Origin of the sequence: Delftia tsuruhatensis, from assembly GCF_903815225.1 — a bacterium.
In the GTDB taxonomy this organism is placed as follows: domain Bacteria; phylum Pseudomonadota; class Gammaproteobacteria; order Burkholderiales; family Burkholderiaceae_C; genus Comamonas; species Comamonas tsuruhatensis_A.
In genome coordinates this window covers 4,510,590-4,524,560 of record NZ_LR813084.1, presented here as the reverse complement: position 1 = coordinate 4,524,560, position 13,971 = coordinate 4,510,590, and the positions used below count along the sequence as shown (strand labels likewise).

8 protein-coding genes are annotated in these 13,971 nt (G+C 63.8%); all 8 read right to left on the bottom strand.

What is annotated here, in order from left to right:
• Window positions 1-221 precede the first annotated feature (221 nt).
• The 8 genes from L1Z78_RS20550 to L1Z78_RS20515 all read right to left on the bottom strand — a co-directional run bounded on the left by L1Z78_RS20550 (window position 222) and on the right by L1Z78_RS20515 (window position 13,958).
• Entirely contained in the window at window positions 222-1,079 is an 858-nt protein-coding gene (locus L1Z78_RS20550; RefSeq protein ID WP_234638197.1) for an alpha/beta fold hydrolase, read from the bottom strand.
• The gene (locus L1Z78_RS20545; RefSeq protein ID WP_234638196.1) at window positions 1,076-2,104 is read right to left on the bottom strand and encodes a proteasome-type protease; all 1,029 of its coding nucleotides are present in this window, start codon (window positions 2,102-2,104) and stop codon (window positions 1,076-1,078) included. The genes L1Z78_RS20550 and L1Z78_RS20545 overlap by 4 nt, the downstream gene beginning before the upstream one ends.
• A gap of 57 nt (window positions 2,105-2,161) precedes the next feature.
• Complete coding sequence (gene mutS / locus L1Z78_RS20540) at window positions 2,162-4,750, bottom strand: DNA mismatch repair protein MutS (protein WP_234642228.1); 2,589 nt, start codon at window positions 4,748-4,750, stop codon at window positions 2,162-2,164.
• Between the two features lie 384 nt (window positions 4,751-5,134).
• Window positions 5,135-5,368 (bottom strand): hypothetical protein, encoded by a 234-nt coding sequence (locus L1Z78_RS20535; RefSeq protein WP_234638195.1) that lies wholly within the window; start codon window positions 5,366-5,368, stop codon window positions 5,135-5,137.
• A 102-nt stretch (window positions 5,369-5,470) separates the two neighbouring features.
• The gene (gene brxL, locus L1Z78_RS20530; RefSeq protein WP_234638194.1) at window positions 5,471-7,603 is read right to left on the bottom strand and encodes a BREX system Lon protease-like protein BrxL; all 2,133 of its coding nucleotides are present in this window, start codon (window positions 7,601-7,603) and stop codon (window positions 5,471-5,473) included.
• Window positions 7,604-7,606: 3 nt separating this feature from the next.
• Window positions 7,607-10,129: a PglZ domain-containing protein gene (locus L1Z78_RS20525; protein WP_234638193.1), complete on the bottom strand. Its 2,523-nt coding sequence runs from the start codon at window positions 10,127-10,129 to the stop codon at window positions 7,607-7,609.
• 17 nt (window positions 10,130-10,146) lie between these two features.
• Window positions 10,147-12,042, bottom strand: coding sequence for a BREX-1 system adenine-specific DNA-methyltransferase PglX (locus L1Z78_RS20520; RefSeq protein WP_234638192.1), 1,896 nt, complete (start codon window positions 12,040-12,042; stop codon window positions 10,147-10,149).
• Window positions 12,039-13,958, bottom strand: coding sequence for a BREX-1 system adenine-specific DNA-methyltransferase PglX (locus tag L1Z78_RS20515; RefSeq protein ID WP_234638191.1), 1,920 nt, complete (start codon window positions 13,956-13,958; stop codon window positions 12,039-12,041). The genes L1Z78_RS20520 and L1Z78_RS20515 overlap by 4 nt, the downstream gene beginning before the upstream one ends.
• Between the last annotated feature and the right edge of the window lie 13 nt (window positions 13,959-13,971).

Genomic DNA, 13,971 nt, shown 5'->3' with positions numbered 1-13,971 from the left:
CTGGCTCCATGGCCAGTGAAGCATTCGAATCACGAAGCAGCGCCGGAACCCTGTCAGGTTGCCAAACGATGCAATTTAAATAAACTTTCAATACATGACAGTCAATAAATGTAATCTATCTGTCTTTCGTGCCTTTGCCGCAACGGTGGTGGCGTTCGCAGGAGGGCATGCACATACAGGGCGAGTGCCTTGGCAGATGCGCGGGTTCGCCGTCAGGCCCGTCAGGCCTGGCTTTCGGTCAGATTGAGCAGCGAGGCCTCGATGGCGGCGGCCGTGGCGTGGGGCCGCTCCATGGGGAACAGGTGGCTGCCGTCCAGCATCATCACGCGGCCGCGGGTGATGCGGCGCGTGAGGTCCATGCCGACCTGGCGCATTTCCACCGAGGCGCGCCCGCCGATGAAGGCGGCCGGGCAGCGCAGCGGATGGTGGTGCAGCAGGGAGGCGAGGTTGTGCGGCAGGGTGTTGTAGATGGCTGTCTCCACCTCGCGCGTGAAGTGCAGCATGCGCCGGCCCTCCACGTCGGCCAGCCCGCCCTGCACATAGTCCTGGAGCACCTGCGGGTGCCAGTGGGCGAAGGCCTTCTTGGCACGGAAGTAGGCCAGGGCCTCCTCGTTGCTGTCCCAGGCGTTGCGCCGACGTGCGCTGACCTTGCCCGGGGAGACCGAGCCCACGAGCTGGGTGCGCTTGGCCACGCCCACCGCATTGGCGCGCCAGCCGCTGAGCAGGGGCGAGTCGATCAGCAGCACGCCGCGCGCCAGTTCCGGATGGCGGGCCGCCGCCATGACGCTGAGAAAACCGCCCAGCGAATGGCCGACGAGGAAGACAGGTCCGCCGACGCGCTCGACTTCAGCGCGCGCGAATTCCGTCAGTTGCTCGACGAGGTGCGGCCAGTTGTTGGTGACCGGATAGCGCGGATCATGGCCGAAGCGCTCCACGCCCCGCGCAGCGATGCCGCGCTCGGCCAGCAGCGTGAACAGCAGCTGGTAGGTGGGCAGGCCGAAGCTGTTGGCATGGGAGAACACCACGGGCAGTGGCGCCGCCTGCGTGCCACCGGCCGCAGCCGGCCGGACAGGTGTCACGACCGGGGCTCCTGCGACAGGCCGGCTTGCTGATGGCCCAGGGGTTGCTGCCCGTCGCCGCGCGCGGGCGAGGCCGGGCCCGGTTGCTGGGGCGTCATCGGCGAGGTGGCCAGCCCGTCGGCCGTGGACGTCCCTGCGCCGCTGTGGTAGGGCTGGCGCAGCGCCGCGGGCGGCAGCCGCCCCATGGAGCGGGCCGCCGAGCGCAGGGCGCCGGCCGGTGCGGTGACCTTGGTCAGCGGCTGGGCCTGGCGGCTGTGCACGCGGATGGGCACGTGGGAGGCGCTGCCATCCCAGGCCGGGTCCTCGATGCTGTCGAAGACATGGCGCAGGCGCTCGCCCCAGCTGTCGTGCAGCATGCGGAAATAGGGGTTGCTCTCGTCGATGCTGACGATCTTGTCCGAGGCGAAGCGGTCCTTCTCATAGACGATCAGGTCCAGCGGCAGGCCCACCGAGAGATTGGACTTGAGCGTGCTGTCCATGGACACCAGGGCGCACTTGGCGGCCTCGTCCAGCGGCGTGGCCGGGGTGATCACGCGGTCCAGCACGGGCTTGCCGTACTTGGACTCGCCGATCTGGAAGTAGGGCGTCTCGCTCGTGGCCTCGATGAAGTTGCCGGCCGAGTAGACCTGGAACAGGCGCATGTTCTCGCCCTGGATCTGGCCGCCCAGCACCAGCGAGATGTTGAAGTCCACGCCCGAGCGCGACAGGGCCACGCCATCGCGTTCGTACACATGGCGCACGGCCGCGCCCAGCACGCGGGCGGCATCGAACATGCTGCGCACGTTCCAGATGGTCAGCATGTCGCCCGTGGCCTCGTCGCGCAGCTGCTGGCTCTCCAGCAGCTCGCGCACGGACTGGGTGATGGACAGGTTGCCGGCCGACAGCAGCACCATGAAGCGGTCGCCGGGGTTTTCGTAGACCATCATCTTGCGAAAGGAGCTGATCTGGTCGAGGCCGGCATTGGTGCGCGAGTCGGCCAGGAAGACCAGGCCGGCGTTGAGCTTGATGGCAACGCAATAAGTCATGGGAAGGCGTCCGATTCTGCGGTGGGGGCAAGTTTAGTGCGGCGCGATTGCCCGTGTTCAGGCCGCGAGCTTCTTGAGCTGGTAGAGCGCCTCCAGCGCCTCGCGCGGGCTCAGCGCGTCGGGATTGATGGCGGCCAGGGCCTCGGCCAGCGGGTTGTGCCGGCTCTCGGGCGCGGGCATGTCGGGCGCATCGAACAGATCCACCTGCAGGCGGCCCTCGTCGGCATGGGCCTCCAGTGCCTCCAGCGCATGGCGCGCGTGGTGCAGCACGCCGGCCGGCATGCCCGCCAGCTTGGCGACCTGGATGCCGTAGCTGCGACTGGCGGGGCCGGGCTGGATCTCGTGCAGGAAGACGATGTCCTGGCCCGACTCGGCGGCGCTCACATGCATGTTCACCGCCGCGCGCGCCTTGGCTGGCAGCTCGGTCAGCTCGAAGTAGTGCGTGGCGAACAGCGTGAAGGCACGCGTCCTGTCATGCAACTGGGTCGCGATGCCGCTGGCCAGCGCCAGGCCGTCGAAGGTGCTGGTGCCCCGGCCGATCTCGTCCATCAGCACCAGGCTGTGCGGCGTGGCCGCGTGCAGGATCTGGGCGGCCTCGGTCATCTCCATCATGAAGGTGGACTGGGCGTTGGCCAGGTCGTCGGCCGCGCCGATGCGCGTGTGGATGGCATCGATGGGCCCGAGCCGGCAACTGGAGGCTGGCACGTGCGAGCCCATGCTGGCCAGCAGCACGATCAGCGCCACCTGGCGCATGTAGGTCGACTTGCCGCCCATGTTGGGGCCGGTGATGATCTGCATGCGCGTGTTGGCGTTCATGCGCGTGTGGTTGGCGATGAAGCTGCCGCTCGAAGTCTCGGCCATCCGCGCCTCGACCACGGGGTGGCGGCCGGCCTCGATCTCGATGCACGGGTGGCCCACGAACTCGGGCGCGCACCAGTTCAGCGTCAGCGAGCGCTCGGCCAGCGTGCACAGCACGTCGATGGAGGCGATGGCCCCGGCCACGCGCGTGAGCGCGGGCACATGGGGCTGCAGCTGGTCCAGCACCTGCTCGTAGAGGAATTTCTCGCGCTGCAGCGCGCGCTCCTGGGCGGACAGCGCCTTGTCCTCGAAGGCTTTCAGCTCGGGCGTGATGTAGCGCTCGGCGTTCTTCAGCGTCTGGCGGCGGCGGTAGCGTTCGGGCACCGCGTCCTTGTAGCTGTTGGTGATCTCGATGTAGAAGCCGTGGACCTTGTTGAACTGCACGCGCAGGTTGGGAATGCCCGTGAGCAGCTTTTCCTTGGCCTCCAGCTCCAGCAGGAAGTCGTCGCAGTTGTTCTGGATGGCGCGCAGCTCGTCGAGCTCGGCGTCGAACCCCGTGGCGATCACGCCGCCGTCGCGCACCAGGGCCGCAGGTTCCTCCATGATGGCGCGCGCAAGCAGTTCGGCGCAGCCCTCGGGCGGCAGCAGGTCGGCGAACAGCTGCGTCAGGTGGGCGGACGGCGTCTGCCCCGCCCGCGCCAGCACGGCGGCCTTTTGCAGCGTGCGGCCCAGGCCCACGAGTTCGCGCGGGCGTACCTGGCGCAGCGCCGTGCGCGCCGTGATGCGCTCCACATCGCTCACGCCCTTGAGCTGCTCGCGCAACTGCTGCCAGGGCGCGGCCATGCCGCCCCCGGCGCCGCCTTGCAGCGCCCGCGTGGCCTCCAGCCGTGCCATGGCCAGGGCGCGGTCGCGGCGCGGCTCCAGCAGCCAGGTCTTGAGCAGGCGGCTGCCCATGCCCGTCATGCAGGTATCGAGCAGCGAGAACAGCGTGGGCGAATCCTCGCCGCGAAGCGTCTTGACCAGCTCCAGGTTGCGGCGCGTGGCCAGCGGCAGGGCGATCAGCTCATCGTCGCGCTGCACCTGCAAGGCGTGGATGTGGGACAGGCTGCGCCCCTGCGTGTGCTCGGCATATGACAGCAGCGCGGCGCTGGCCGCGTGTGCCAGCGGCAGGCCTTCCGCCTCCCAGGCCTTGAGGCTGGCTGCGCCCAGCAGCTCCAGCAGCTTGCGCTCGCCCAGGCCGCTGTCGAACTGCCAGTCCGGGCGCGGCGACAGCGGACAGGCAATGGAGCCGCCATGGCGCAGCGCGAACAGGCCCTGCTCGAAGCGCTCCGTCACGCCCGCGCTGTAGATCAGCTCGCTGGGCGCGATGCGCGAAATCCAGGCACCCAGCTCATCCTGGGCGCACTCTGCCAGATGGATGCGCCCCTGCGTCACGGCCATCCAGGCCAGGCCGCAGCGCTGGCGCCCGGCCGTGTGCAGGGACAGCAGGATGGCCTCGTTCTTGTCCGACAGCAGCTCGCTGTCCGTCAGCGTGCCCGGCGTGACCACGCGCACCACCTTGCGCTCCACGGGGCCCTTGCCCGCGCCCACCTCGCCCACCTGCTCGCAGATGGCCACCGACTCGCCCAGCTTGATCAGCCGGCCCAGGTAGTTCTCCAGCGCATGGAAGGGCACGCCCGCCATGGGAATCGGCTGCCCCGCCGTCTGCCCGCGCGTGGTCAGCGTGATGTCCAGCAGCCGAGCCACCTTCTCCGCGTCCCCGAAGAACAGCTCGTAGAAGTCGCCCATGCGGTAGAACACCAGCGTGTCGGGATAGTCGGCTTTCAGGCCCAGGTACTGCTGCATCATGGGGGTGTGCGCCGACAGATCAGGGGCCGGGGAGGGCTGGGTGCTTTGCGAAAGGTCGCTCATTGGCTTGGGAATCAACGGTTTGCGGCGGCGCTGCGGGCGCCGGCAAGGCCTTGGCCCCTGGCGCGAGGCCGCGGGAAGGCGCAGGTGTTCTTGTGTCGAGCCTGCCGCCCCGGACGCTTGCATTCAGCCAAGGGCACGGCGGCGGGCAAAGGTCACATTATCGACCAGGCGGGATTGGGGCTGGCGCCATGGGGGAAGTTTGCAGCGCTGGCGGACAGGTGTCGTGGCGCAGGCCGATCCCCGACTCGCTTGCATATGGCGGCGTCCAGAAAGGCAAAACCCGCCAGAAGCGGCGGGTCGGTATCGTGCAGACTGCATGGGTCAGGCATCTGGCGGATCGATCATGACAGGGAAGCGTCGATCCTTTCGCGGCTTGCGCGCGGCGGCTTCCAGGCGAGCTTGCATCTTTGCATCCACCACTGGAATGCTCTTGAACGAAAACTTAAAAACGCGGCCTGTCCCGGCAGGTTGTGCACTGGCCTGGGGCGCACGGACGGCCCCCGTCTCGGGCTTCGGCGTTGTCAATGATTCTTGAGGGCTGTGGACCTTGTTCATGTGGCTTCAGACTACAGCCTTGCGCTGCCCGCATTGGAGCTCGTGCTCCGGAGGTCATCCAATTGCGCCGTAGACCTTCAGAACAATGGCGGGTTCAAATGACTAAACGGCAGTCGCCTTGAAGATGTCCACCTTGGTTTCCAGACATCGCCGCAGGCTGATGTCATTTGCCCCGATGCCAAACCAGCTGTCTGGCTTCTGAAAGAAATCCAGGCCGCGGCCGATTTTGATGGTCCAGCCGTTGTCGATACGGATCTCGCGGTCGTGTAGGTTCTCATTCACTTTCACGTCCAAAGCCACATCCAGCTCCAGCAAGCTTTGCTTGAGTTCGTCCAAGCGCGCAGCCAACTCTTGCAGGTTTGTCGTCTCATCGTAGCTCGTGATCAGAACGACATTGCGCACCGAAGCCACTTTGATGACTGCCTCACAAAAGCGCACGAAGTTCTGGACCTGATGAGTGGCACGGATGTACGGGTCCTCGATGGTCACCGTGCGTGCGTTGCGCAGATAGGGCAACACGATGGACTCATAACTGTGGCCGGTGTCGCCGTAATGGATGGTGAAGTGCTGCTCGTTAAGTGCAGCCTCCGCAGATGCCGTGCTTGACGGGGGCGTGGTTGCGGTTGCCAACCCGACCTTGGGGTCAACCAACGCGGTAGCGGCTTCAGGCGCCGTGAGTGATGTCGCCGCAGGTTGCGTGTCTGCTGGTACCAGTGGCTGCACCGGCGCTCCACCATGAATACTGCGACGGCTAGGCTCGAGCGTGGCCGTGGCGTTACGAGATTCGGGACAGAACACGACAACCTCTTGCCCCGAAGCGCTGATGTAAGACAGATTGATGCGCGCGTATTCGTCGTCTGTCTTGCGCTTGTTCATCTGCTCTTTCACGCGGCGGCGGCCTTCCACCCCGTAAGCCACGTACTCCTCAAATTCGGCATCGGTCGGGCTGCCGTGCGGGTGCAGGATCTTCAAGAAAGCGCACACAGTCTTCTTGATCCCTTTCTCGTCGCGCCCCTCTACCTCGCTGCCCAGCTTGATACGCTTGCTGACCTCCTCGTACCTGTTGGTCTGCTTCAGTTGGTGATGAAAGGCTTCCGCCAAGTAGTCCGTGATGAACCCGTAGCGGCCTGTCAAGAACTCGCTGCTGTTCTTGGGCATCTCCCAGCCTGGCAAGTAGCAGGCGAAACGATCCTGCACTGCCAGGTCGAACTCTTTCGGCAAGGGCTGGAACAGGTCGTACACCTCCGAGTTCACGATCTGATCCACAGACAGATCCAGGTTGCCCACGAAGGCCAGGGACGCGTCCGCGATCACCTCGACGCCGCGCGAGAAGCGGCCGTTGGCCATGAAATCCTTCATGATCTGGATCGTGTCGGGATCCTTGACCTTCAGGCCACCCACCTCATCGAAGGCCACGGTGTCCCAGAAGCCGACCAAGCCAATCTTGTGGCGCTGGCTGTTGTAAAAGAGCACGGCTTTGGTGGCCTGGCCTCCACTGATGAGCGTGGAGTAGGGTGAGAACTCGCTGAAGAAGTACGATTTTCCTGTACCGCGGGGGCCCAGTTCAATGAAGTTGTAGTTTGCCTCGATGAGTGGCGCCAGACGCGCAATGAAGTGGAACTTCACCCGTGCAGACAGCCTGCCTGGTTCAAGGCCGACGGAGCGCAGGATCACGTCCATCCACTCATCGCGGGTGAAGCCCGCGCGGCCTTCGCAATAGCGGTCGAAGTCGAATCGACTGAGCTGGATGGGCCTGAGGTCTTCCACGTAGAAGGTGTACTTATCGTCTTCTACCTCGTTGTATGCTACGGTCACTTCCGCCCAAAGCCCGCCTTGCAGCAGCCGGTCGTTGTCGCGGTAATACTTCTCGCTGATGGCCACGCGGCGAGAATCGAAGTTCTCCAGCGCTGCCCAATGGCGCCGGTCCTTCTCCACGTAATTGACGTGTACCTTGTCAATAAAGCGGTGCTTGCCCTTCGTGGCCACTCGTGACTGTGCCGCGTTGGCATCGTTGGGCCGCACGTAGTTCTCGTTCAAGGTATCCAAGACGGCTTCCATGCCCGCCTGGATCTCTGCGGCGTCATCACTGGCGCAGTAGCGTGCAAGCAAGAATTCCAGCACGAACGTGGGCACGTTTGTGCCCTTCTTGATGCGGTGGAGCAGGTCTTTGCGCACCACCTTGCCGTCAAAGGTGGCCGAGAGCTTGCGGTCGAGGTCGTCTGGGCTGTATTCCATGGTTTACACCGTGTAGTCGGTTACCAGATCGATCTGGCAGTACGCAACGTTGGTCTTCGGGTCGAGCGCTTTCATCTTGAACTTGCCCTCGAACTCAAGCTGCATCTTCACGGCCACCTGAACCTTTTCGCCGGCGTGCAGCGTCAGTGTCCCGGTAGCGGCATTCACGGCGCCGCCGGAGCGCGCCTCACCCACCACGTTGCCCTTGGCATCCTGTGCCTCCAACAGGATCGCAAACGTACTGTCGGCTGAGAACATGTCGCCTGCGTCCACTGCTAAATCGATCACCGGCACGCGCGTGGTCACCTTGGACGCACCGTTTTTGTAGCTCATCTGCACCAAAGCGCGAGTCACCTCGGGCTGGGTTTTTGCCTTCAGTTGCACTGTCAGAACCGGCACGACGCATTCTTGCAATGAGGCACCGCCGTGGAAGTACGGTAGGCCAGTCCGGTAGGCAGCCAGCGTCAGTGGTCCAGCCACTTTGGCCAGCTCACCACGAATGCCTGCCTTGTCCGCGGGCAGCACGAAATGGGTGTTGCCCACAGCCCCATCGCCAAGGGCGCAGCGGTCATGCTCGATTAACCAATTGCCTTCGGGCTTAGGGCAAACATCGCCAGCACCTGCGTGCGTGTTAATGAAAAACCCGTGGTCGGTGGCAATCACCACGTCGTAGAAGCCGACCTTGGCCAAACGGTGCAACGCCATGCGAATGCGGCGCAGCGCGTTGGTGATTTCGGTCGGCGCTGTGTCCGGGTGATTCTCGAAGTGGCTGTCGATCTCTACCGCGCGCAGTACCAGCAGGTCGGCATCAGCGGACACGTCCAGTCGACCACGCACATATTCTTCCAGTCGGCCTTCGGCGAAGCGCTGGCCGTAGCGCTTACGCAGCACGTCCATGCGCTGCGCAACGTTTGTCACGGGCTGATCGCCCAGCAGGGGCACCAGGGCCGTGCCGTCGCGTCGCAGGCTGAGCTGCTGGCCGGCACCGGGCAGCAGCGCGGCCATGCCCACGGGGGTGATGGTGGGCAGCGGGGCCAGCGCAGCTTGCAAGGCCACGGCGCCGTCTTCTACCAGTTGCTGCTCCAGCGCCACGCCCAATTCATAGCGCAGTGCGTCGATCATCAAGTAGGCCACCTTGTGGCCATGCTGCTGCAGCTTGGGCGCCACGAAGCGGTCAAAAACATCGGCGTTGGCCAGCTGCCCAGACAAGGGCCAGCCCACCGCCTGCAGGTGGCGGGTGAAGGCCAGTTGCGCCCTCTCGGCCAGGCGGCCGTAGGCCTTGCGGGCCTGCTGGCGCACGGGCTTCATGGCGTCTTGGGTGTCTTGCCACTCAAAGTCGCCCAGGGCCTGCTCAAACTCGCGGTGCAGGCGGTCGGCCTCCCGCAGGCTGCCGGTGTAGAAGGCCAGCAGCTTGCCCATGTCTTGGGTGTGCTGGGGCAACTGGCTGTCTAGCTCTTCGCAGCGCAGGCTCAGTTCCAGCGCGGCACGCAGCAAGTCCCATTTCAGACGACTCTCACCACGAGCCGCCCAAACCGAGCGACGCTGGTGATCCAAAGTCTGGCGTACGGCGTCCACGTCGTCGCGCAAGAACGCATCAATGCCGCGCTCCAGCGCGCTGCGCTCTTCAAACGGGAAGGTTTCTCGCGGGCCCAGGTCTTTCAGCGCCACGCAGTGTTGGGCTAGGGCCAGCTCCTGCTCAAGCTTCTGCGCCCTGTCGATGTACACGGGTTGGGTGCGGTGGTCGTTGCGCAGGTCATCGCACAGCGCCAACACCACCACTTGTCCCCCCTCGGGTGCACGGGGCAGGTCTTGCAGCGCCACGGGCAAAGGGCCGGGCAAGTCAAACGCAAACTCGCTGAACAGCACATAGCGCCACAGCTCTTCTGCAATGCTGGACCAAGCCCGGCCACGCGTGCGCAGCGTGAGCGCCAGGCTGGCCTTCAGCAGCTCGCGCGCCTCGTTCACCCAGGTGTCGCCCGCCTTCAATGCCTTCTCTTGCTCGGCATTGGGCGCCAACAGGGCCAGCAAGATGTCGCGACCCGACTCCACGCCCAGCAGCGCGCGCAGGTTGGGCCAGCCCACACCGCCACCCAGCGCGTCGATCACGGCAAAGCTGGGGTTTGGGTCAGCCTCGAAGATGCGGCGCAGTTCCAGCACCTGGTCGGGCTTGGCGCTCGCGCACAGGCTTTCAAAGCGGTCGCCGTCGCCATCGGGGAACACGCGCCCGCAGGCGGCGTAGGGGCTGAACGGGTCTTGCTGGCGGGCCTCATCAGTCAGCGGCGCCGCAGTGGGCACGTATACAAGCAGGTGCTCAATGCGGCCCTGGCCTAGTTCCACCAGGGCGTGCGCGGCCTGCTCTCGGCTGAGGATGCTGCTGCCGCTGGCATCCACCACACGGCAGCGCTCGTCAGCCAGGCTGGTGCAGGTGCCGTGGTAGCGGCGTTCGGGGTCGTACACCACCAGCACGCCTTTGTCGGCCATGCGAGGCGTCAGGATCTCCTGCTGGATGAAGGTTTCGATGCGCATCGTGAATCGTCGTTCGGTCAGGTGTCGGCCTTCTTGCGGCCTCGGGTCTTCTTGGGAGCCGCCTCGGGCTCCACGTACAGGTCTTCCAAGCCGTGGGCGATGGCCAGCGACTTGTCGGTCTTGCACTTCTCTCGCACGCGGTCAGGCCAGTAAGCCATGGCCAGGTGAGCCCAGTCGTAGTCGCCCTTTTCCAGCTTGACCCAGGTGTCCTTCAAGACTTTCTGCCAGGGCTTGTGGCGAAAGAGCGGCCAGAGCGGCGCAGCGGTGATCTGTACACCGTCGTCGTGATTCGGCTTGTAGCCTGGAGCGATCTCCTCCAGCTTGTCGCGCAGTTCCAGCAACTCGGTCTCCGAGCTCTGAAGGGCTTCAAACTGCTTCTCGTCTTCCTCTGTTCGGGCTGTGCCCTTGTTTCGAAGCGCGCTCAGGTCCTCACCCACTTGTTTGAGCTTTGGTTCGACAAAGTCGTTGATCGCGGTGTAGAGCGTTTGGCTGGTGAGGCTGGGGTAGTAGACCCACAACGTGTAGCTACCCGATGTCGTGCCCAATGGCCAGTAGATGGGCGCTTTTCGACGGCTCTTGGAATAGCGCTGCAAGTGGAAGGGAAAGAAGTCCCGTTGCAGCCAGCGGCGTGCATCGCTAGGCGCGGGTAGATCGACGCGAGCGAAGACCTCTTCGATCAGGTGCGGCAGGTCGTGCTGATGGCTGGTGTCCTCAACCAAGAGGCCAGCACCGCCATGGAAAGGCGTGGCACCGTCAGACAACATCCCTGGACTTTTTGGGGGAAGCGGATCGAAGGGTTCGGGCTCCGGCGGTGCCGCGCGCTCTCCCGTGGCCAAGCGCCAGTCGAAGCGGCCGAAAGCCACGCCGACCGCCCACGAAAGCAGCGCATCGCCAGCGGCCGCTGGTGCCGCTGCATCGTTGTCGTCCTGGTCGTCTGCCGAGGCTTCGTCATCCTCATCCCTCGCGTCAGCGGCCTGCACCACAGCGGCACGATCGTCCGGCCCGAACGCGTACAGGTCGAACGCAATGCGGTCGATCTCGCTGGCAATATCGGCGAGCTCTGTTTCAATGACCTTCGGGTCGTAGGCATCGACGCGATGCAGTAGTGCTTCCGGTAACAGGAACGCGTGCGAGGTCTCTTCACCGGTATCCAGCTTGCGCTTTAGCGACCAAGCCCGTCGCGCCAGCGTCCCAAGCTGCTCAAGGTCGGCTCCTTGTGGTCTAGCCCAGGGCATGATTTGAAGAATGCCAACGATGAACTCGGGGTAGCCATAGCGACCGAGGGCTGTCTTGAAGAGGTAGTCGAATGCACGGCTGTTGAACAGCGCCAAGGTTGCGGCCTCGTGTTCAGGCTCTGGAAAGGCGCAGTAACCGCGGACAGAAAAAATTGAACCCGCTGGCAGGGCTTGCGGCGCAAAGCGGGACGCCCGGAGAGGCCAAGTCAACCCCGATCGAAAATAGAAATCAGTGTTTTGAGGCCGAGATAAGAGCTTGCCAGTCTTCAAATCGATGAAGTTCGAAATCTCTGCGCCATTCATTGCCCAATTCACACAGAGGTGAATATCGGCATAGAAGGGTGAGTACGCACCACCCTTGGCGAACGGAAACCAGCTCTTCTTTGTTCCATCAGCAACGATCTCCCATAAAGCACGCACGAAGCGAAAGTCGTCCGCGGTCGCCAGACCCTGCTTGACGGTACGTGCTCCGCTTTGGAACTCCGGCAGACGTTGGAATGTTCGCCGTACAGCATCGCTGACCCAATAAGCGAATGGCTTTCCAGGGATTGGATCGAAAGAGGACGGAGGGATATCAAAGTGGTACGCACCCGACGCGCCTAGCTTGAACTGGGCACACGCATCGCTCAGTGCAGCGGCCTTGTCGGACTCAGCCAGAAGGCGAAGAAAATGTGTCATGCTTGCTTCTCCAACACATAAGCTGCGGCTTCAACCATCGCATCGTCCATCACCCCATAACCCAGGTCAGCCATGACCTCAGGCTTCGCAATGCCCAATACAACCTGCTCCCGCCAAGCTTGGAAGCTGGAGAGAAAGAAGCAGGTGCGTGACGTGATAGCGCCGATACGGCCACCGGGGCGCAGAAGTTCCAAACCACGCTCCACCATGATGGCCAACAGGTCGTTCTTGCTGCGTGCGTAAGCTTTGGTGAGCACGTCTTTGGTGTTTGCCGCCAGCGCTCCAAATGGCGGGTTCATCACCACCACATCGAACACCTCGCGGCACAGGTCGATCAGCCGCAGTCCCTGCAAGGCGTCCTGCGCAAACAGCCTCCCCTGGTAGGTCGACTTGGCGGCTTGAGCGAACGATAGGAGCGCCGCACGCAGGCGAGCCTCAGCCTTTCGCCACTGTTCTACATCAGCTTCCTTGAACAAGCTGCCATGTTCACCAAAAACGGCTTGCACCAAACGCGGCAGCTCTCGTTCCATTTGCAGCAGCACACCAAGCTCTGGTACGCCCTTGAGCATCTGCAGTGTCTTGGCGAATAACGCTGCATCCAGACTGTCGAGCTGCGCCGCGAACTGGTCGCGCAGCGCCTTCTCCGCGGGTGGCGCAGTGGCTGCAATCACATTGCCTTGGCCGACGACTGGCCTGTTCTTTGCCTTGACGCCGTCATCGTGCCAGGCGCGCTGTGCTCTTAGCCACAGAGCCAACGCAGCAATCTGCGCGGCACGCGGATCGATGTCCACGCCGTAGATGCTGTGCTCGATGATCAGACGTGGCACATCGCGAAGGAAGGCCGCTTGATCTGCATAGGTTTGACACAGCGGCAGCAAGCCCGCATCCGGCTGAGTGCTCACGTCCAGGCTGCCCGCGCCGTGGCTCTGCTCCCAATCCCAAGCCTCGCGGTAGATGGCGAGGAACAAGTCAAACGCATACAGCCCAAAGTGCATGGACCCACAGGCCGGATCCAGCAGCTTCAGGGTGCGCGGGTCGCGCAGGCGCAGGGCAGCTGTTGGCTGTTCGTCAGGCTTGGCCAGCAGGTATTGGCACCGCTCACGCAGAATGGTTTGGTCGCCAGTAGCGTTGAACCACAGACGCCCTAGCGTGTTATCGACCAGAAACTCGACTACATAGCGTGGCGTAAAGAACTGGTTGCGAACCGCCAACTCGCGGCTGTTGCGGGGCGCCTGCGAGCCACCTTGCTTCGGATCCCTCATACGTTTGCGCTCGTCGGGATCGTTGAAGTATTGATAGATCCAGCCAATGGTTTCGTCTTCCCCCCACAGAGGCTGAATCTCATGGTGATTCAGCTCAGCCAGCACTTGCAGCAACGCCGCCTCGCGCGGGAACAGACGCCCCTGCGGCGCAAAGCGGTCAAACAGCGCGGGCAGCTCTTGAGCAAATTCGTCAAACAGGCTGAACAGGAACGTCTGGTAGGCCTGACCGGTTTCGCCCAGGGCGTTGCCCGCCACTATCTTGTAGAGCTCGAAAGCCGGAGACTGCTGTGCTGAACCCACAGCTGGCCGTTGCAGCACGCCACGCGCCTCCATCATCAGCAGCGCGGCCAGGCGGTTCAGCACGGTGAAGGCCTGCTCGCGCACGATTCGGTCGATGACGGGCACGCGCTGTGCGGAGCAGTCGTCAAGGCCTTCTGAGGCCAAGTAGTGCGCCAAGGTTTGGCGCAGCAGGTCTGCGATCTCACGCTCGGCAGCTGAGAGGTGGGTGAGCCGCTCCAGCGACGTCACATCACCTGTGTTCGGGTCCAGACCGTAGGTTTGCTGTACCTGAATGCGGAACTCATCCGTCAGCAAGCCTCGGCAGGTGGTCACCAGCTTTTGCAGCCGGCCTCGGGTTTTGTCGTCAAAGGCCATGTCGGTGCGGGCT